This window comes from Sphingomonas ginsenosidimutans (assembly GCF_002374835.1).
GTDB classification, from domain to species: domain Bacteria; phylum Pseudomonadota; class Alphaproteobacteria; order Sphingomonadales; family Sphingomonadaceae; genus Sphingomonas; species Sphingomonas ginsenosidimutans.
This window is the reverse complement of record NZ_NWVD01000003.1, coordinates 342,934-362,016: the sequence shown is the minus strand read 5'-3', so window position 1 is coordinate 362,016 and position 19,083 is coordinate 342,934. Positions and strand designations below refer to the sequence as shown.

The window sequence follows — 19,083 nt, the reverse complement described above, 5'->3', positions numbered from 1 at the left end:
GCGCGTCCCACTTTTGCCACATCCGCTTGTCAGGGCAGCGATGGCGCGGCACTTCGCGCCGAAACCTCGCGCCGCCCGCCCGCGGCGCGCGCTGCTGGATGACGTGATTGGCCGCCGAACCGCCCGCCCCGCCCGCTGCCGATCCCGCGCCGTCCCCGGCGGCGGTGGTCGCGCCGCTGGCGGCGCTGAAGCCGGTGCAGACGCTCCAGCGGCGCTGGCCCGCGCTGCTGGGCGCGGTGGTCACCGCCGCGATGCTGGGCGGGCTGGCGGGCGAACTGCTGGGACAGGGGCTGGCGGGGCTGCGCCGCGCGGTGCCGACGGCGGCGGGTTTCTACCTGTTCTTCCTCATCTCCTATTTCGCGCTGCCGGTCGCCGATTTCGTGATCTTCCGCCGGCTGTGGCACGTCCCCGCCAGCGCGTTCGGCGCGCTGAACCGCAAGCGGATCGCCAACGACGTGCTGGTCGGTTATTCGGGCGACGCCTATTTCTACGCCTGGGCGCGCGCACGCACGGAAATGGTCGCGGCGCCGTTCGGCGCGGTGAAGGACGTGACGATCGTGTCGGGGATCGCGGGCAACGTCTCCGCGATCGTGCTGGGCGCGGTAGCGCTGCCGCTGGGCTATGAACTGATCGAGCCGGCGACGCTGCGCACGATCCTGTGGTCAATGGGGCTGGCGACCGGGCTGACGCTGGCGTTCCTGCTGTTCTCCTCGCGGGTGTTCTCGCTGCCGCGGCGGCAATTGTGGTTCATCTTCGGCGTCGACATGCTGCGCATCGTCGTCAATTGCGTGACGATCGCGATCGCCTGGTCGTTCGCGATGCCGACGGTGTCGGTCGGGCTGTGGCTGTTCCTGATCGCAGGGCGGCAACTGGTGTCGCGATTGCCGCTGGTGCCCAACAAAGACCTGCTTTTCGCCAATTTCGCGATCCTGTTCATCGGGCAGGATCAGGCATTGTCGGATCTGATGGCGTTCACGGCTGCGTCAACCTTGGTCGTGCATCTGCTCATCATCGCGGTCGTCGGGATCGAATATCTGGTGGAAAGGACGCAGGCATGGCGGCACGAGGGTTGACGATCGCATGTGCGGCGGCGCTCGCCACGGTGGCGGTGCCGGCGGGCGCGCAGGTGCTGGGGCCGGACGCGGCGGCGTGCAACGGCGGCGAAGGCCCGGCGATCCGCGCGACGATCACCGGGCTGAAGGATGCGCAGGGCACGCTGAAGCTGGAGCTGTATCCGGCGACCGAGGAAGATTTCCTGGCCGGCGACGACGAACTGGCGGCGCGCGGCCGCCCGTTCCGCCGCATCACCGTTCCCGCGCCCGCCAGCGGCAGCGCGGTGATCTGCATCCGCGTGCCGAATCCCGGCCGCTGGGCGCTGTTCCTGGGGCATGACCGCGACGGGAAGCGCAAGTTCAATTTCTGGAGCGACGGCGCCGGTTTCCCCAGCAACCGCCGCATCGGCCGCGCGCGCCCGAAGCTGGCCGATGCGATCATCGACGTTGGCAACGGCGTCACCAATACCCAGATCGTGGAGCAGTATCTGCGCGGGCTTGGTGGCTTCGGCCCGCTGAAGTAAGGGGATCCCCGATGCGGATCGTCGACGTCAACGAACTATATTCGCCCACCGGCGGGGGCGTGCGCACGTACGTGGATCGCAAGATGGCGGTCATGCCGACGCTGGGCCACGAACAGATCGTCATCGCCCCCGGCCGCGAGGACCGCGTCGAGGAGCGGCCCGGCGGCGCGCGCATCATCTACGTCAAATCGCCCGCGCTGCCGTTCGATTCGAACTACGGCCTGTTCCGGGACATGGCGCCGGTCCACCGGCTGCTCGACGAACTGCAGCCCGACGTGGTCGAGAATTGCATGCCGTGGCGCTCGGCGCGGATCGTCGGCGAATGGCAGGGCCCCGCGCTGAAATCGTGGATCCTCCACAACGACAATATGGCCACCTATCCCAAAAGGTGGTTCGCGCGCGTCGCCTCGCCCGCGACGATCGAACGGGCGTTCGGCTGGTACGATCGCCAGATGATCCGCGCGATGGCGCCGTTCGACACGATCGTCACGAACGGCCCGATGCTGGCGAAGACGCTGGGTGCGCGCGGCATCCCGATCGACGCGGTGATGACGCTGGGGATCGAGCGGCAGCATTTCTCCCCCCGGCTGCGCAGCGAGACGCTGCGCGCCGCGATGCTGGCGCAATGCGGCCTGCCCGCCGACGCGCACCTGCTGATCGGCGTCGGGCGGCACCACCCGGAAAAGCAATGGCCGATGGTCATTAACGCGGTGCGCCGCGCGGGCACGCGCATCCCGGTCGGGCTGATGCTGCTGGGGCTTGGCCCCGACACGCGCACGCTGGAACGGCAGATCGCGCAAAGCCCGCACGTCCGCCTGTTCGAGCCGATCTACGACCGGACGCAGTTGGCCACGGTGATGGCCAGCGCGGATGCCTTCATCCACGGCAGCGACACCGAAACGTTCGGGATGGTCGCGTCGGAGGCGCTGGTATCGGGCTTGCCGCTGATCGTCCCCGATGCGGGCGGCGCGGCGATGGTGGCGCGCCCCGCCTATGCCGAAACGTATCGCGCCGGCGACCCGTATGACGCGGCGGACGCGATCGTGCGGCTGGTGTCGCGCGACCGCGCGCTTCTACGCCGCGCGGCGGAGATCGGCGCGAACAGCGTGCTGAGCGATCGCCAGCACGCCGCCGCACTGGTCGCGCATTACGAGGCGCGGATTGCCGCGCGCGACACGGGCACGGCGCGCAGCAGGTCGGCATAGGCGGCCGGCCGGTGCCGCGGGAAGGCGGCGAACGTCCGGTCGATACTGTCCAGCAGCTGCGGCACCCGCGTGTCGCCGGGGTGGACCGCGATGCGCACCGTATCGCTGGGTTGCAGCACGCGGCGCAACACAGCGGCGGCGGCCAGCGAGCTCAGCTGCCGCGGCCGCGACCTGCTGGCCCAGGTGATGACCGGCCCGCGCGCCAGCACCCGCCCGCCGACCGGCGCCCAGACGTGTGCATGATCCTCCGCCAGCGCGAAGCCCGCATCGCCCAGCGCCGCGCGCGCCGCGCCGGAATACAGCCACGCCGGCGCGATGAACCCCGCCGCCGCGCGTCCCGTGACGTCCTCCACCAGCGCCTTGCCGCGCCGCATTCGCGCCAGCGCCTCGCCATGGTTCAGCCCCAGGAACTCGCCCTCCCCGGCGGTCATGTGCTTCGCCTTCAGCGCCGCCGCGCCGCGATGCGCCGAATCGTCGAGATGCGACCAGCCGTGGACGAACATCTCGATTCCCGCATCGGCCCAGCCGCGCAGCTTCGCGGCGAACGCCGGGGTCATCGGCGCGCCGTTCCAGTGGTCGGGCACCACCAGCATCGCCAGCCGGTCGCCGACATGCCCGCGCAGCCGGTCGAGCAACTGTTCCACCTCGCGCTCGAACCGGGGCGAGACGTCGTGGATCGAGGCAAGCAGGCGCTTCATCCCCCGGTCAACAGCATGGCGGCGCGTGCGGCGCAACCCCGCGCGCGGATCGGGTAGCGTCGCGCGCCTTTGTCATCACCGCGTCACCGAACGCGGCGCAGGGCAGGTGCACGCCCCGTCTAAGAGGATCAGGAGCCGTATCATGACCGTTACCGTCACCCGCCGCGCCTTGCTCGCCACCGGCACGCTGGGCCTGGGCGCGTTCGCGCTGCCCGGCTTCTCGATCGCGCAGACGATGCTCGCCGCGCGCGGCTTCACCCATTCGGTGACCAGCGGGGAGCCGGGCGCCGATTCGATGCTGCTGTGGACGCGCTACGTCCCCGCGACCGGCGATTCGGCGCGGCTGGTGGCGGAAATCAGCGAGAGCGAGGATTTCGCGCGCATCGTCGCATCGGGCGCGATCATCACCGGGCCGTGGCGCGACTGGACGGCGAAGGTGACGCTCGACGGCCTCGCGCCGGGGCGCCGCTATTTCTACCGCTTCGTCGCGGCGGACGGCACGCGCTCGCCGGTCGGGCGGACGAAGACGCTGCCCGACGATGCGGCGGCGACGTGGCGCGCGGCGGTATTCTCCTGCTCCAACTTCGGATTCGGCTGGTTCAACGCCTATGGCCATGCCGCCGCCCGCGACGATCTGGACGCGGCGATCCACCTGGGCGACTATTTCTACGAATATTCGCCGGGCAAGTATCCGCCGGCCGCCGCGCAGGTCGCCGGTCGCATTCCGCAGCCGCTGGCGGAGACGATCCACCTCGCCGACTACCGCCTGCGCTTCGCCAGCTATCGCGCCGACCCCGATCTTCAGGCGCTGCACGCCAAGGTGCCGTGGATCGTCCAGTGGGACGATCACGAAAGCGCCAACGACTCGTGGGAAGGCGGCGCGGAGAATCACGATCCGGCGACCGAGGGCGACTGGAACCAGCGCCGCGCCGCGTCGGTGCAGGCGTATCGCGAATGGATGCCGGTGTCGGACGAACCGTGGAAGGCCTATGACATCGGCACGCTCGCCACGCTGTGGCGGACGGAGACGCGGCTGTTCGCCCGCTCGCGCCAGCGCGAGATCGAGCAGGTGATGGCCAGCGGCGACAAGCTGGCCGCGCTCAAGGCGTTCCGCGACGGCGCCTGGGTCGATCCCGCGATCACGATGATGGGGTCGCAGCAGGAAAGCTGGCTGGCGCACGATCTGGCCCGCTCGGTGAAGCAGGGGCAAAAGTGGCAGGTGGTCGGCTTCGGCACGATCATGGGCAATCTGTCGACGCCGGAAGCGGCGCAAGCGTGGGTCGATCCGGGCAATGCGCGCGCCGCCGCCTGGGTATCGGACGCGATCGCCGCGTCGCGCGTCGGCCTGCCGGGGAACCTCGATTCGTGGGGCGGCTACCCCGCCGCCCGCGCGCGCTTCCTGAAGGGCGCGCAGGCGGTCGACGCCAATCTGGTCGTGATCTGCGGCGACAGCCACAATGCCTGGGCGTTCGACCTGGCGCAGGACGGGCGCCCAGCGGGCGTCGAGTTCGCGGGCCATGCGGTCACCTCGCCCGGCTACGAATCGGCGGTGAAGCGCGATCCGGCCGATGTCGCGCGCGCGATGGTCGCCGCCAATCCCGAGCTGAAATGGTGCGACACGTCGCGCCGCGGCTATATGGCGATGACGATCACCCCGGAACGGGTCAGCAACGACTGGCTGTTCGTCGACACGATCAAGGAACGCCGCGCCGCCGCGTCCATCGGGCACAGCACGCAGGTGCTGCGCAACCGCCGGGTGATGAGCGCGGCGTAGGCGGAGGGGGCGGCGGACGTCGATCCGCCGCCGCCCCTTTCACTCACCCTCGTCGCCCCCCGGACGTCGTTCCGTCGCGCCCCTCAGGCAGCGACGAAGCTGTTGATCGACCGATCCTTGCGCACCTTCGCGCCGTCGAACACGGTGCCGTTCATCGCGATCCACACGCCCGGCGCGGCGACCTGCGCGGTGGCCACGGCCAGCCCCAGGTTGAACGTCGCGTCGCTCTCCGCGAAGCGCGCGGGCGCCAGCGCGCCCACCAGCACCACCGTCTTGCCGGTGGCCGCCACCCCCGCCAGCGCGCGGGCGGTATCGGTCATCGTATCGGTGCCGTGGGTAATGACGATGCGGGTTTCGGGCGCCCCCTCCACCGCGGTGCGGATCGTCGCGCGATCGGCGTCGGTCAGCTCCAGGCTGTCCTTGCGCATCAGCTCGGCGACGCGGAACGGCAGCGCGACGCGCGCGGTGCGCAGGATGCGTTCGACGATGCTGTCGCCGATCTGATATTCGCTCAGCGCATCGAAATACAGCTTGTCGATCGTGCCGCCGGTGGTGAGGAACAGCAGGCTCATCGCACCGCCGCCTCGGTCAGGCCGTGGCGGATCAGCATCGCGGTGGGATCGGCATCGCGCCCGCGGAACGCGCGGAAACTGTCGGCGGCGGGGCGGGTCGCACCGCGGGCCAGCACTTCCTCGCGCAGCGCGGTGCCGGTGGCGCGGTCGACCAGGCCGTTTTCCGCGAACCGCTGGAATCCGTCGGCGGCCAGCACCTCGGCCCACAGATAGCTGTAATAGCCCGAGGCATAGCCGCCCGCGAAGATATGGCTGAAGGCGTGCGGGAACCGGTGCCATGCGGGCGGGCGCATCACGGACACCTCGTCGCGCACCGCCTCGATCACCTCCATCGGGTCCGATCCCGCGGTGCCCAGGTGCAGGATCAGGTCGAACAGCGCGAATTCCAGCTGGCGCACGACGAACAGCCCGGAATTGAACCGCCGCGCCGCGACCATCCGGTCGAACAGTTCGGGCGGCAGCGGCGCGCCGGTATCGTGATGCCCCGACATGCCGGTCAGGATCGCGCGGTCCCAGGCGAAATCCTCCATCAGCTGGCTCGGCAGTTCGACCGCATCCCATTCGAACCCGCTGGTCCCGGCGATCGACGGGCGATCGACGCGCGTGAACAGATGGTGGAGGCAATGGCCGGTTTCGTGGAGCAGCGTGACGACGTCATTGTGGCTCAGCAGCGACGGCCGGTCGGCGCCCTTCGGCGCGAAATTGCACACCAGATAGGCGACCGGCACGCGCATCTGGTTGCCATCGCGCAGCCGCGGGCGCGCCTGCGCCATCCACGCGCCGCCGCGCTTGCCGTCACGCGCGTGCAGATCGAGGTAGAGGCCGGAGAACACCTCCCCGCTGTCGTCGACCACGTCGAAGTAGCGCGCGTCGGGGTGGTAGAGCGGCGCGTCGGCGCGTTCGACCAGCCGGATGCCGAACAGGCGGTGCAGCAGTGCCTGCCACCCGTCCATCACCCGCTCTACCGGGAAATAGCCGCGCACTTCCTGCTCATCGACCGCGAACCGCGCGCGGCGTAGCCGGTCGGCGACGAAGCCGGTGTCCCACGGCTGGAGATCGTCGATCCCCAGTTCCTCCGCCGCGAAGGCGCGCAGTGCCGCCAGGTCGCGCTCCGCCGCCGGGCGCGCGCGCGTGCCCAGATCGCGCAGGAACGCCAGCACCTCGCCCGCATTGGGCGCCATCTTGGTCGCCAGCGACCAGTCAACGGGATCGGCGAACCCCAGCAGCCGCGCGGCTTCGTGGCGCAGTTCCAGGATGCGCGCGATGCGCGGGCCGTTGTCGAATTCGCCCGCGTTCGGCCCCTGATCCGACGCGCGTGTGCCGAACGCGCGGTAGACCGCGGCGCGCAAGGCCCGGTCCTCGGCGAAGGTCAGCACCGCATTGACGCTGGGCTGCTGCAGCGACACCCACCAGCCGTCCAGCCCCTTGGCCGCGGCGGCGGCGGCGAACATCGCCTTGTCGGGCGCGGCGATCCCGGCCAGCCGCGCCTCGTCGGTGACATGCTCGCCCCACGCTTGCGTCGCGTCGAGCACCGCGCTGCCGAAGGCGGTGGACAGCGCCGACAGCTCGACCGAGATCGCGGCGAAGCGCGCGCGCCCGACGTCGTCCAGCGCGACGCCCGCCAGCCGGAAGTCGCGGATCGCATGTTCCACCGCGACGCGGTCCGCCTGCGGCAGTGCGGCGAAGCCGGGCGATGCCTCCAGCGCGGTCAGCACGTCGTACAGGTCGCGGTTCTGCGCGACCGCCATCGCATGTTCGACCAGCTTTTCCTGCCCCGCGGCATGTGCGGCGCGCAGTTCGGGCGTGTCGGCGACGCCGTGGAGGTGCGACACCGCCGACCACAGCGCGTCGATCCCCGCCTCGGCGCGCTCCAGCGGCAGCCACGCGCCCTCGAACGTGGTCGGGCGGTCGCGCATGACGGTGGCGACCGCATCGGCGTGGCGCGCGATCGCGGCGTCCAGCGCGGCGGCGATCGCATCGGGGGTCAGCGCCGCGAAATCGGGCAGCGCCAGCGGATCGAGCAGGGTGTCGGTGGTCATCCCCGCCTGTTAGCCCGCCGCCCGCCCGATGGGAACCGGTGCCGCCGGGTTAAGCGGTGCGCGGATCGGTCAGCAGGTGCCAGCGCCCGCCGACCGGCGCGACCATCCGCACCCCCGCCCCCGCCAGCGCGGCACGGTCGATCCGCGCATCGTCGTGGAGCGTGACGACGATCCGCCCGCGATAGCGATGATGCTCGCCCACGTTCGCCTCCCCGCCCAGCGCCGCCAGCACCGCAACGGGCAGATCCTGCGCGCGCGGTTCCACCGCGGCGACCACCGGCGCGGGCGCACCCGCAGCCCCGGCGGCCACGCGGATCGCGTCCGCGACCTGATCGGCGACCGGGCCTAGCACCACCTGCAGCGTCGTCGGCGACGGGCGCAACACCCCGCGTGCGCCCAGCGCCTTCAGCCGCGCCTCGTCCACCGCCGCGGTATCCGCCAGCACCAGCCGCAACCGGGTGGTGCACGCGCCCACCGTCAACAGATTCGCCGCCCCGCCCAGCGCCGCGACGAACGCCGCGCCGCGATCGCCATCGGCCACCATCGCCGCGGCGTCGCCGCCGGCGTCCGCCTCGCGGCCCGGCGTCGCCAGGTTCCAGCGGCGGATCGCCAGCCGGAACGCGCCGTAATAGATCGCCGCATAGGCCAGCCCGATCGGCAGCAGCAGCAGCGGGCGCGTCGCCTTGCCCGCGTTCAGCACGTAATCGAGCAGCCCCGCCGAAAAGCCGAACCCCAGCCGCATCCCCAGCGCATAGGTGACCGCCATCGACACGCCCGTCAGCACCGCGTGCAGCACGTAGAGCGCGGGGGCCAGGAACATGAACGAGAATTCGATCGGCTCGGTCACCCCGGTCAGCAGCGAGGTGAGCGCGAGGCTGAGCAGCATCCCGCCGACCGCGCGGCGCCGTTCGGGCCGCGCCTCGTGATACATCGCCAGGCACGCGGCGGGCAGACCGAACATCATCACCGGGAAGAAGCCGGTCATGAACGCGCCCGCCGCCGGATCGCCCGCGAAGAACCGGCGCAGGTCGCCGCTGACGCCGTGATAGTCGCCCAGCACGAACCAGACGATGTTGTTGAGGATATGGTGCAGTCCGGTCACCAGCAGCAGCCGGTTGACCACGCCGTACAGGAACAGCCCGGCCGGCCCCGCCGCCGCGATCCCCCAGCTCAGCCGGTCGATCCCCGCCGCGATCGCGCCGTAACCGGTGCCCAGCCCCGCCGCGATGACGATCCCCACCACGCCGCTGACGATCGGCACGAACCGCCGCCCGCCGAAGAAGGCCAGGTAATCGGGCAGCCTGATCGTCGCAAAGCGATTGTACAGCAGCCCGCCGGCGACGCCGGACAGGATGCCGATCGGCACGTCCAGCCGCCCGATCGCCTTGGCCTTCCACGCCGCGATCGCCAGGTCGCCGGTGATATCGCCGGGCACGATCATCAGCGGCTGCGCGCCGTTGCGCGCCACCAGGTAACAGACCACCGCCGCCAGGCTGGCCGCGCCATTGCCGTCGCGCGCCAGCTGCGTCGCCACGCCGATCGCGAACAGCAGCCCCAGATTGGCGAAGATCGCATCCCCCGCCGCCGCGACGAACGCGACGTCCAGCAGATCCGGCTGCCCCAGCCGCAGCAGCAGCCCCGCCGCGGGTAGCACCGCGATCGGCAGCATCAACGCCCGGCCGAGCGATTGCAGCCCCTGCATCACCGCCTTCATGCCGCCGTCTCCCCCGCCACCATCTCGCGCGCGAAGGCGCGCGCCAGATCGCGCACCGCGCCCGCGCTGTCCGCCGCGACCGCCCTTGCCGCCAGATCGCGGCAATCGGCCAGCGTCGCCGCGCGAATCGCCGCCTTCACTTCCGGCACCAGCGCCGGGGTGGCGGACAGTTCGGTCACCCCCAGCCCGATCAGGATCGGCACCGCCAGCGGATCGGACGCCAGCCCGCCGCACACCCCGGTCCAGCGCGCGTGGCGCGCCGCGCCGCGGCACGTCTCGCCGATCAGCCGCAGCACCGCCGGGTGCAGCCCGTCGACGCCGCCCGCGACGCCGTCGTTCCCGCGGTCCATCGCCAGCGTATATTGCGTCAGGTCGTTGGTGCCGATCGACAGGAAATCGGCGTGACGCGCCAGCAGGTCGGCGGTGATCGCCGCCGCCGGGGTCTCCACCATCACCCCCACCTGCACCGCATGCGCGACGCCCATGTCGGCGCGCAGCCGCTCCACCGCGCCGCGCACCTCGGTCAGTTCCGCGACGCTTGCCACCATCGGCAGCATGATGCGGCACGCCGCCCCCGCCGACAGGATCGCGCGCAATTGCGTGTCCAGCACGTCGCGATGGCGCAGCCCGACGCGGATGCCGCGCACGCCCAATGCGGGATTCTCCTCCGCCGGCAGCGGCAGCCACGGCGCGGGCTTGTCACCGCCGATATCCAGCAGCCGGACGATCACCGGTCGCCCGTCCAGCGTGTCGGCGACGGCGCGGTACAGCGCGGCCTGTTCGTCGGCATCGGGGGGCGTCGCGCGGTCGAGGAACAGGAATTCGGTGCGCAGCAGCCCGCACCCCTCCGCGCCCGCCGCCACCGCCGCCTGCGCATCGGCGACCGAGCCGAGATTGGCGAACGCCTCGATCCGCACGCCGTCGCGGGTATGCGCCGCCTCGGCCGCCGCCGCGCGCACCGCGGCGCGGCGCTGCGCCACGGCATCCGCCCGCGCCCGCGTCGCCGCCAGCGCCGCGGGCGCGGGATCGACCGCCAGCGTCGCGGCATCGGCGTCGAGGATCAGCGTCGCGCCCTCCGCCACCTCCGCCAGCGGCCCGCCGATCGCGACCAGCGCGGGAATGCCCAGCCCCGCCGCCAGGATCGCGACATGCGACGTCGGCCCGCCGCGCGTCGAACAGAGCCCCACCACCGCGCCGTCGCCCAGCCCGGCGACATCGGACGGCAGCAGATCGTCGGCCAGCAGGATCGTCCCCGCCGGATAGGCCGGCGCGGCCGGGGCGTCGCTCTCCCCCGCCAGCACCGCCAGCACGCGGCGTTCGACGTCCAGCAGGTCGTCGGCCCGCTCGGCCAGCCGCGGATTGCCGGTCGCGCGCAACGCCTTGGCCTGTGCGCGCAGTGCGTGGCGCCACGCATGACCCGCGCTGCGCCCGGCCGCGATCTGCCGCTGCGCCGCCTCGATCAGATCGGGATCGTCGAGCAGCCCGCGATGCGCCGCCATGATCGCTGCCGCCGGTCCGGTCGCCGCGTCCAACGCGCCGCGCGCCTGCGCCAGCGCCGCGTCAAGCCGCGCACGCTCCGCATCCGCACCGGCGCCGTCGCGTTCGACCGCACGATCGCGCGCCGCCAGCCAGCGTGCGGTACCGATCGCCAGCCCCGGCGCCGCCGCGACGCCGCGCAGCGTGCCGTCGGGAAGCGGCGGGAGCGGTTCGGCGACGGGCGCGGCAGCGACGGGGGCGGCGGGTGCCGCCTCCCCCATACCGCCCTCGATCAGGGTCGCCAGCCGCTCGATCGCGTCGGCGGCATCCGGGCCGGATGCGCGCAGCGTGACCGTGTCGCCATGCCGCACGTCGAGCGCCAGCAGCGCGGTCACCCCGGTCGCCGACGCCTGCGCCGCGCCCTTTGCGATCGTCACGCGCGCGTCCAGCCCGCGCACCGCCTCCGCGATCCGCGCCGCCGGGCGCGCGTGGAGGCCATGCGCCAGCGGGACGACGACGTCGCGTGCGATCCCCGCCTCCTGTGCCGCGTCATCGGCGGCATCCGCCGCGCCGCGCCGCGCGATCACCAGCAACGGCTCGCCGATCGCCACCGCCCCGCCGGGGTGGCGCTCCACCACCTCGAAGGCGTCGGTGTCGGTCACCAGTACCGGAGTCACCATGCTCGTCGCCGCCGCCAGCAACGGGTCGAGGTCGAGGTCGACCAGCGGATCGCCGGCCGCCACCCGCTGCCCCGCGGCGACGCGCACCGTGAAGCCCGCGCCGCCCAGCGCCACGGTGTCGATCCCCAGATGGATCAGCACATCGGCGCCGTCATCGGTGCGCAGCGTCACCGCATGGCGCCCGGCATGGACGGACAGCACCGTCGCGGCGCAGGGCGCGACCAGTTGCGCGCCGGTAGGATCGATCGCGACGCCGTCCCCTATCATGCCGCCGGCGAACACCGCATCGGGCACCTCGTCCAGCGGGGATACCCATCCGGGCAGCGGCGACAGCAGGGTCAGGCGTGTCACGCGATCGTCTCTCCCGTTGCGGCGGCGCGCGTCATTCGCCGCCCGCCACCTGCTCGCCGCCGATCCACGTGCCGCGGGCGCGGAAACCGGCATCCAGCCATACCCAGTCGGCGCGCAAGCCCGGTGCCAGCATGCCGCGTTCGTGCGACAGGCCCAGGAACGCCGCGGGATTGGTCGCCGCCATCGCGGCCGCCGCCTGCGGCGCGGTGCCGATCAGCTGCACCATGTTCGCCACCGCCTGCGCCATGTCGAGGTCGGATCCCGCCAGCGTCCCGTCGGCCCCGCGGCACACGCCGTCCGCGACATGGATCGGCTGGCCGTAGAGCGTGAAATCCTTCTGCGCGGCACCGACGCTGGGCATCGCATCGGTGACCAGCATCGCGCGGTCGGCGGGCAGCAACCGGGTGGCGAGCCGCAATGCGGCGGGATGGACGTGGACGCCATCCGCGATCAGCCCGCACCACGCGCGTCCCCAGTCGAGCGCCGCGCCGGTCAGCCCCGGCGCGCGGTGCCCCAGCGGCGTCATCGCATTGTACAGGTGGGTCACCCCGCTCGCCCCCGCGGCGAAGGCGGCCATCGCGGTGTCATAGTCGCTGTCGCTGTGCCCGGCGGCGACGCGCACGCCCGCCGCCGCCAGCGTCGCGATATCGCGCGGATCGCACAATTCGGGCGCCAGCGTCAGCAGCACGCGGCCGCGCCGCGGGCGCGTCAGCAGCGCGATCGTGGCGGCGTCCAGCCGGCGGAACATCGCCGGATTGTGGATACCCTTCTTCGCGGGGTTCAGGAACGGCCCCTCGATATGCGTGCCGACGATGCCGGCTATGCCCGCCGCGATCGCCGCCTCCACCGCGTCCAGCGCGGCGGCGACCTTCTCCAGCGTGTCGCTGATGAGGGTCGGCAGCAGCGCGGTCGTGCCGTACGGCCGGTGCGCGGCGGCGATCGCGGCGATGCCGTCGACATCGACCGCGTCGTTGAACAGCACCCCGCCGCCGCCGTTCACCTGCGTGTCGATGAAACCGGGCATGATCCACCCGCCCGCCAGGTCGATCGCGCCGCCTCCCGCGTCGCGCGGCAGCGGGGCGATCCCCGCGATCCGCCCGTCCGCATCGACCGTGATCGTCGCGCCGGGCCAGGTGCCGCGGGGGGTGACGATATGACCATTGGCATACCGGATGATCGTATCGGTCATAGCGTCCGGGTCACCTTCGCCAGATGCGGCGGCTGGTCGGGGTCCAGCCCGCGCGCCAGCGATACCGCATTCGCCAGCCGGTAGAAGCTTTGCAGCATCAACAGCGGCTCGATCGCCGGGTGGCTGGCCGCCGCCCGCAACGCCCCGCCGCCGCGCGCATCGGCCATCCGCACGATCGCGCCGCGATCCGCGAACTCCGCGGCGACCGCGCGGACGGCATCGCCCGCCACGTCCGACGTCGCGAACGCCAGGATCGGGAAGCCTTCGCCGACGATCGTCATCGGGCCGTGGCGCACTTCGGCGGCGCTGAACGCCTCGGCATGCAGCGCGCACGTCTCCTTCAGCTTCAATGCCGCTTCCTGCGCGATGCCGAAGCCGTATCCGCGCCCCAGGACGAACAGGTTGTTCGCCTGCACCAACGCGTCTTGCGCCGCGCTCCAGTCCTGCGCGAACGCCGTCGGAAGGTGCGTCGGCAGCGTCCCCACCGCCGCTTTCAGTGCATCGTCGCCCGCCCAGTCCGCCGCGATCGCCGCCAGTCCCGCCATCGCCACCAGGCAGGATTTGGTCGCCGCGACCGACGTTTCCGGCCCCGCGTGCAGCGGCAGCAGCGTATCGGCCATCGTCGCCAGCGTCGATTCCGCATCGTTGACCAGCGCCACGACATGCGCGCCGGCGCGCCGGTGCGCCTCCACCGTCGCGATCAGGTCCGGGCTCCGCCCCGATTGCGAGATCGCGATCACCAGCCGCTCGCCCTCGCCACGCGCCACCGGCGCGGCATAGACCGACGCCACCGACGGCGCGGCAGACGCGACGGGCACGCCCAGCAGCGTCTCGAACAGATATTTGCCATAGGTGGCGGCGTGGTCCGACGACCCGCGCGCGCACGTCACGATCACCGCCGGCGGCGCCGCGCGCAACCGCTGCGCCAGCGCCGCGATCGCCGCACCGTTCGCCGCCAGGAACCGCGCCACCGCGTCCCCCGCCTCCCCGGCCTCGGCGAACATCAACGTCGCCCGCTGCGCTGCGATCATGTCGGTAGAAATGGCCGTTCCTCCTGCGCCAACAACCCTACACAGCCCATGATAGGCCTTCAATAGATATTGCAGTGGATCGTTATTGGTATTTCATTCGCCCAGTTCGGCGACGAAATCATAGGCGTCGCCGCGATAATAGGATTGCGTGACCTCTGCGGGACGCCCGTCCGCCAGAAAGGCGCGCCGCTCGATCAGCAGCCCGGCATGACCGGAGGGGACGTCGAGCAGCGCGGCCTGCGCATCCAGGAACGGGATTGCGCGCAGCCGCTGCAGCGCGCGCGTCGGGCGATAGCCGGCCGCCTCCAGCGCGGCATAGAGCGATTCGCCGACCGCCTCGATCGACGGCAGGCAATAGGCCGGGATGGTCGAATGCTCGATCGCGAGCGGCTGCCCGTCCGCCAGCCGCAGCCGCTGGAAACGATAGACCGGCGTGCCCGGCGACAGCGCCAGCGACAGCGCCTCGTCGGGAGTGACCAGCCCGTCGTTGCGCGCCAGCCAGCGGCTTTCGGGGCGGCGCCCGCGCGCCAGCATGTCCTGCGTGAAGGATGACAGATGCGCGAAGCTCTTCTCCACCCGCGCCGGGGCGGCAGCGGGACCGGGGGCGGCATGCGCCACGGCTGTGCCCGCGACGAAGGTGCCCGCACCGCGCCGCGCCACCAACAGGCCGGCATCGCTCAGCGCCGCGATCGCGCGGCGGACGGTGATGCGGGAGATGCCATATTCCTGGCACAGTTCGCGTTCGGCGGGCAGCGCATCGCCGGGCGCCAGCGCGCCGCGCTCGATCGCTCCGCGCAGGATGGCGCCGAATTGCAGGTACAGCGGCCCCGTGCCGTCAGGGGGCAGCGCGCCGATACGGTCCGCAAATGCCATGTCCGCCGTCGCCCCCTTGTCCGGGGCCGCGGTGTCCACGCCCCCAAAGGAGCGCGCATATCATCGCCGCCGGGACGTTCACAATCGCCCGCAGCGGGAAAGCAACGTCAGGCCGCGTGTCGCCGGATGCTGGCGAGCAGATCGCGTGCCGCACGCTGCGCGGTGGCGATCTCGCGCGCGGTCATGTCCTCGGCCACGTCGGCGCGCGCCGCGCCGGCATCCGCGTTGCCGCATGCGGCCGCCAGGTTAAACCACTTGTGCGCCTCGACCAGGTCGATCACCGCCCCCGACGTGCCCGTCGAGAAGGCGACGCCCAGGTCATAGGCCGCATCCGCATCGCCGCGACCGGCATCTGCAATCCGGCGCTCCAGCAGCGCCTGTTGAAAATTCATTACCACCGGATGCCCCTTGCGATCCATTGCGATGGACTTGGGGTGTGCCTCAACCGGCGTCACCAAATGGTTAACGCATTAACCGGCTTTCTTACAACTTTGGTCTAAGCAGGGTCGACCGCCAGATTGTCGATCAGCCGGGTGTTGCCGATCCGCGCGGCGGCCAGCAGCTGGCGGCGGCGCCCCGGCGCGGGATCGGCGACCAGCGTCTCGGCATCGACCAGCGCGACATAATCGACCGTGAAGCCCGCGCCGACCAGCGTCGCGGTGGCATCCTCCAGCGCGCGCGCCACCTCGCCCCCGCCCAGGATCGTGCGCGCCGCCACCCCCAGCGCGCGGGGCAGCGCCACCGCCTTCGCGCGCTCCTCCGGCAGCAGGTAGACGTTGCGCGACGACAGCGCCAAACCGTCATCCTCGCGCTGGGTCGGCACGCCGGTGATCTCGATCTCGAAATCCAGGTCGGTCACCATCCGGCGGATCACCGCCAGCTGCTGGAAATCCTTTTCCCCGAAATAGGCGCGCGCCGGGCGGACCTGGTTGAACAGCTTGGCAACGACGGTGGCGACGCCATCGAAATGGCCGGGCCGCGCCGCGCCGTCCCACCCGTCGCTGACCCCGGTGACGGAGACGTTGGTGGCAAAGCCGTCGGGATACATCGCCTCGACCGGCGGCAGCCACAGGATGTCGCAGCCCGCATCGGTCAGCATCGCGATGTCGCTGATCTCCTTGCGCGGGTAGCGCGACAGATCCTCGTTCGCGCCGAACTGCTTCGGATTGACGAAGATCGACGCGACGACGCACGCGCCGGGACGCCGCGCGGCCTCCACCAGCGCGACGTGCCCGGCGTGGAGCGCCCCCATCGTCGGCACCAGCGCCACCTCGCGCCCGGCCGCACGCGCTTCCGCCAGCGCGGCCCGCAGGCCCGCCAGATCGCGATATACTTCCACGTCTTACCCCTCGAAACTCGCGGCGGCGGGTTCTATGGTCGCGACGAAGCGCAATCAATGAGGGATGCGACGAATTGTCCGAGATGGTGACCGAGACGCCGCCGCAGCGAACGCATGTCATTGTGTTCGCCAATGAAAAGGGCGGCACCGGCAAGTCGACCACCGCGGTCCATGTCGCCATCGCGCTCGCCGCGAAGGGCGCGCGCGTCGCCTGCATCGACCTCGACCACCGCCAGCGCACGCTGGGCCGCTACCTCGACAACCGCGAGGCGACGGTGACGCGCACCGGCATCGACCTGCCCGTGCCCCACCATGCCACCGGCGACGGGCGCGCCGACGGCAATTTCGGCGAACTCTACCGCGGCTTCACCGACGGCTATGATTTCCTGGTGATCGACACGCCGGGGCGCGACGATCCGGCGGCGCGGATCGCGGCGGCGCTGGCCGATACGCTGGTGACGCCGATGAACGACAGTTTCGTCGATTTCGACCTGATCGGCCATGTCGACCCCGAAACCTTCAAGGTGACGCGCCCCAGCTTCTATTCGGAGCTGATCTGGGACGCGCGCAAGGCCCGCGCGCGTGAGGACGGGACGACGATCGACTGGGTCGTGCTGCGCAACCGCCTGCAATATCTGGAGGCGCGCAACATGCGCCGCGTGTCGGAGGCACTGGACCAGCTGGCGCGCCGCGTCGGCTTCCGCATCATTCCCGGGCTTGGCGAGCGGGTGATCTATCGCGAGTTATTTCCCAAGGGGCTGACGCTGCTGGACGCCAAGACGTTCGGCGGCATGGGCATCAGCCATGTCGCCGCGCGGCAGGAGCTGCGCGAGATGATGGCCGGGCTGGCGCTGCCCGAGGCGGCGCTGCCGCTGTTCGCATGACGGGGATCCCGATATGAAGTGGATCGTCGCGGCGCTGCTGATCTGGGGCGTGTGGTGGCTGCTGAAGAAGCCTGCGGCGCGGCGCCCGTCGGCGGTGCGCGACGCGCGTGCGCTGCTGGGCGTGCCGGCGGGGGCCGATGCCGGCGCGATCCGCGCCGCGCACCGCCGGCTGGTGGCGGACGTCCACCCCGATCGCGGCGGTTCGGACGAGGCGACGCGCCGCGCCAACGCGGCGCGCGACCTGCTGCTGGAGCGACTGCGCCGGCCGCAGCAGTGATGGCGCACGCCTTTCATCCCGATATCCTGCGCGACTACGATATCCGCGGCACCGTCGGCGTCACGCTGGACGCGGGCGATGCGGTCGCGGTGGGACGCAGCTTCGCCACGCGGGTGCGGCGCGCGGGCGGGCGGCGGGTGGCGGTGGGACGCGACGGGCGCACGCATTCGCCGCTGCTGGAAGCCGCGCTGGTCGACGGGCTGACCGCGGGCGGGGTGGACGTGGTGCGCATCGGCCTGGGGCCGTCGCCGATGCTCTATTTCGCGGAAGCCACGCTAGAAGTGGATGGCGGCATACAGGTAACGGGCAGCCATAATCCCGCCGAGGACAATGGCTTCAAGCTGGTACTTCGACACGACAGCTTTTTCGGGGAGGAGATCCGCGATCTCGCCCGGATCGCCGCCGCCGGCGACTGGGAAAGCGGCGCCGGGACCGTCACTGACGCCGACGTCGCCGACACCTATGTCGCGCGGCTGCTCGCCGGCTATGCCGGGGGCGCGTTCCGCATCGGGTGGGACGCGGGCAGCGGCGCCGCCGGACCGGCGATCGAACGGCTGACGCGCCGGCTGCCCGGCGAGCATCACCTGCTGTTCTGCGACGTCGACGGCACCTTCCCGCATCACCACCCCGATCCCACGGTCGAGGACAATCTGGTGCATCTCAAGGCGTTGGTCGCGGACAAGAAGCTCGATTTCGGACTGGCTTTCGACGGCGACGGCGACCGGATCGGCGCGGTGGACGGCGCGGGGCGCGTGCTGTGGGGCGACGATATCCTGTCCATTCTGGTGCCGCCGCTGCTGGCGCGGATGCCCGGCGCGACGATCGTCGCCGACGTGAAGTCCAGCGACACGCTGTTCGACCGGATCGCCACCCTGGGCGGCCGGCCGGTAATGGGCCGGACGGGGCACAGCCAGATGAAGCGCCGGATGAAGGAGACCGGCGCGCCGCTGGCCGGCGAATTGTCGGGCCATATCTTCTTCGCCGACGATTATTTCGGGTTCGACGATGCGCTGTACGCCGCGATTCGGCTGATCCACGCGGTCCATCTGTCGGGCATGTCGCTGGCCGCGCTGCGCGATGCCGCGCCGCCGCGCCGCGCCACGCCGGAGATTCGCGTGCGCGTCGCGGAGGCGGACAAGACGGCGATCGTCGCGGCGGTGGCCGCGCGCGTGGCGGCCGAGGGCGCGCGCGTCGACACCACCGACGGCATCCGCGTGTCCACCCCCGACGGCTGGTGGCTGCTGCGCGCATCGAACACGCAGGCGGCGCTGACGCTGCGCGCGGAGGCGCGCGACGCCGGGGGACTGGCACGGTTGCTGGCGGCGATCGACACGCATCTGGCGGCGGTGGGCGTGGCGCGCTGATCCATCGCTCGCTTGGCGCGGCGAAGCGGACTGGCTAGAGC

Annotated in this window: 17 protein-coding genes; 7 read left to right on the top strand and 10 right to left on the bottom strand. The window is 71.7% G+C overall.

The features are described from left to right. Nucleotides 1–107: 107 nt before the first annotated feature. Genes COA17_RS10120 through COA17_RS10110 form a run of 3 tightly spaced genes read left to right on the top strand, consistent with a single transcriptional unit; the run spans nucleotide 108 to nucleotide 2,781 of the window. Complete coding sequence (locus COA17_RS10120; RefSeq protein WP_245857626.1) at nucleotides 108–1,073, top strand: hypothetical protein; 966 nt, start codon at nucleotides 108–110, stop codon at nucleotides 1,071–1,073. Beyond that, nucleotides 1,055–1,576 carry a DUF2141 domain-containing protein gene (locus COA17_RS10115; RefSeq protein WP_066490299.1) on the top strand — a complete coding sequence of 174 codons (522 nt, stop codon included), beginning with the start codon at nucleotides 1,055–1,057 and terminating at the stop codon, nucleotides 1,574–1,576. The genes COA17_RS10120 and COA17_RS10115 overlap by 19 nt, the downstream gene beginning before the upstream one ends. An 11-nt stretch (nucleotides 1,577–1,587) precedes the next feature. Next, nucleotides 1,588–2,781, top strand: coding sequence for a glycosyltransferase (locus COA17_RS10110; RefSeq protein WP_096612096.1), 1,194 nt, complete (start codon nucleotides 1,588–1,590; stop codon nucleotides 2,779–2,781). Here the strand turns inward: COA17_RS10110 and COA17_RS10105 are convergent. Beyond that, nucleotides 2,724–3,479, bottom strand: coding sequence for a polysaccharide deacetylase family protein (locus COA17_RS10105; protein ID WP_096612094.1), 756 nt, complete (start codon nucleotides 3,477–3,479; stop codon nucleotides 2,724–2,726). The genes COA17_RS10110 and COA17_RS10105 overlap by 58 nt on opposite strands. Before the next feature lie 142 nt (nucleotides 3,480–3,621). Here COA17_RS10105 and COA17_RS10100 point away from each other — a divergent pair, with 142 nt between their 5' ends. Then, nucleotides 3,622–5,253 carry an alkaline phosphatase D family protein gene (locus COA17_RS10100; protein ID WP_096612092.1) on the top strand — a complete coding sequence of 544 codons (1,632 nt, stop codon included), beginning with the start codon at nucleotides 3,622–3,624 and terminating at the stop codon, nucleotides 5,251–5,253. 83 nt (nucleotides 5,254–5,336) lie between these two features. Here the strand turns inward: COA17_RS10100 and COA17_RS10095 are convergent, their stop codons facing one another. The 9 genes from COA17_RS10095 to panC all read right to left on the bottom strand — a co-directional run bounded on the left by COA17_RS10095 (nucleotide 5,337) and on the right by panC (nucleotide 16,517). Then, nucleotides 5,337–5,825, bottom strand: coding sequence for an asparaginase domain-containing protein (locus tag COA17_RS10095; protein ID WP_066486217.1), 489 nt, complete (start codon nucleotides 5,823–5,825; stop codon nucleotides 5,337–5,339). Continuing rightward, nucleotides 5,822–7,864: a M3 family metallopeptidase gene (locus tag COA17_RS10090; protein WP_096612090.1), complete on the bottom strand. Its 2,043-nt coding sequence runs from the start codon at nucleotides 7,862–7,864 to the stop codon at nucleotides 5,822–5,824. The genes COA17_RS10095 and COA17_RS10090 overlap by 4 nt, the downstream gene beginning before the upstream one ends. A 49-nt stretch (nucleotides 7,865–7,913) precedes the next feature. Then, nucleotides 7,914–9,578 (bottom strand): N-acetylglucosamine-specific PTS transporter subunit IIBC, encoded by a 1,665-nt coding sequence (gene nagE / locus COA17_RS10085; protein ID WP_176484855.1) that lies wholly within the window; start codon nucleotides 9,576–9,578, stop codon nucleotides 7,914–7,916. Further along, nucleotides 9,575–12,085 carry a phosphoenolpyruvate--protein phosphotransferase gene (gene ptsP, locus COA17_RS10080; RefSeq protein WP_096612088.1) on the bottom strand — a complete coding sequence of 837 codons (2,511 nt, stop codon included), beginning with the start codon at nucleotides 12,083–12,085 and terminating at the stop codon, nucleotides 9,575–9,577. Before ptsP ends, nagE begins: the two co-directional genes overlap by 4 nt. Nucleotides 12,086–12,116: 31 nt before the next feature. Continuing rightward, nucleotides 12,117–13,274 carry an N-acetylglucosamine-6-phosphate deacetylase gene (nagA, locus tag COA17_RS10075; protein ID WP_096612086.1) on the bottom strand — a complete coding sequence of 386 codons (1,158 nt, stop codon included), beginning with the start codon at nucleotides 13,272–13,274 and terminating at the stop codon, nucleotides 12,117–12,119. Further along, nucleotides 13,271–14,305, bottom strand: a complete 1,035-nt coding sequence (locus tag COA17_RS10070) for an SIS domain-containing protein (RefSeq protein ID WP_096612084.1) — start codon at nucleotides 14,303–14,305, stop codon at nucleotides 13,271–13,273. The genes nagA and COA17_RS10070 overlap by 4 nt, the downstream gene beginning before the upstream one ends. A gap of 93 nt (nucleotides 14,306–14,398) precedes the next feature. Next, nucleotides 14,399–15,178, bottom strand: coding sequence for a GntR family transcriptional regulator (locus COA17_RS10065; RefSeq protein ID WP_066490183.1), 780 nt, complete (start codon nucleotides 15,176–15,178; stop codon nucleotides 14,399–14,401). 107 nt (nucleotides 15,179–15,285) lie between these two features. Then, nucleotides 15,286–15,570, bottom strand: a complete 285-nt coding sequence (locus COA17_RS10060) for a hypothetical protein (RefSeq protein ID WP_066490185.1) — start codon at nucleotides 15,568–15,570, stop codon at nucleotides 15,286–15,288. Nucleotides 15,571–15,674: 104 nt separating this feature from the next. Then, complete coding sequence (panC, locus tag COA17_RS10055) at nucleotides 15,675–16,517, bottom strand: pantoate--beta-alanine ligase (RefSeq protein WP_096612082.1); 843 nt, start codon at nucleotides 16,515–16,517, stop codon at nucleotides 15,675–15,677. An 83-nt stretch (nucleotides 16,518–16,600) separates the two neighbouring features. Between panC and COA17_RS10050 the strand changes: the two genes are divergently transcribed. The 3 genes from COA17_RS10050 to pgmG are packed head-to-tail and all read left to right on the top strand — an operon-like array spanning nucleotide 16,601 to nucleotide 19,042. Beyond that, nucleotides 16,601–17,401 (top strand): division plane positioning ATPase MipZ, encoded by an 801-nt coding sequence (locus tag COA17_RS10050; RefSeq protein ID WP_066490181.1) that lies wholly within the window; start codon nucleotides 16,601–16,603, stop codon nucleotides 17,399–17,401. Between the two features lie 13 nt (nucleotides 17,402–17,414). Next, nucleotides 17,415–17,678: a J domain-containing protein gene (locus COA17_RS10045; protein ID WP_066490182.1), complete on the top strand. Its 264-nt coding sequence runs from the start codon at nucleotides 17,415–17,417 to the stop codon at nucleotides 17,676–17,678. Beyond that, nucleotides 17,678–19,042, top strand: a complete 1,365-nt coding sequence (pgmG, locus tag COA17_RS10040; RefSeq protein WP_096612081.1) for a phosphoglucomutase/phosphomannomutase PgmG — start codon at nucleotides 17,678–17,680, stop codon at nucleotides 19,040–19,042. The genes COA17_RS10045 and pgmG overlap by 1 nt, the downstream gene beginning before the upstream one ends. Nucleotides 19,043–19,083 lie beyond the last annotated feature (41 nt).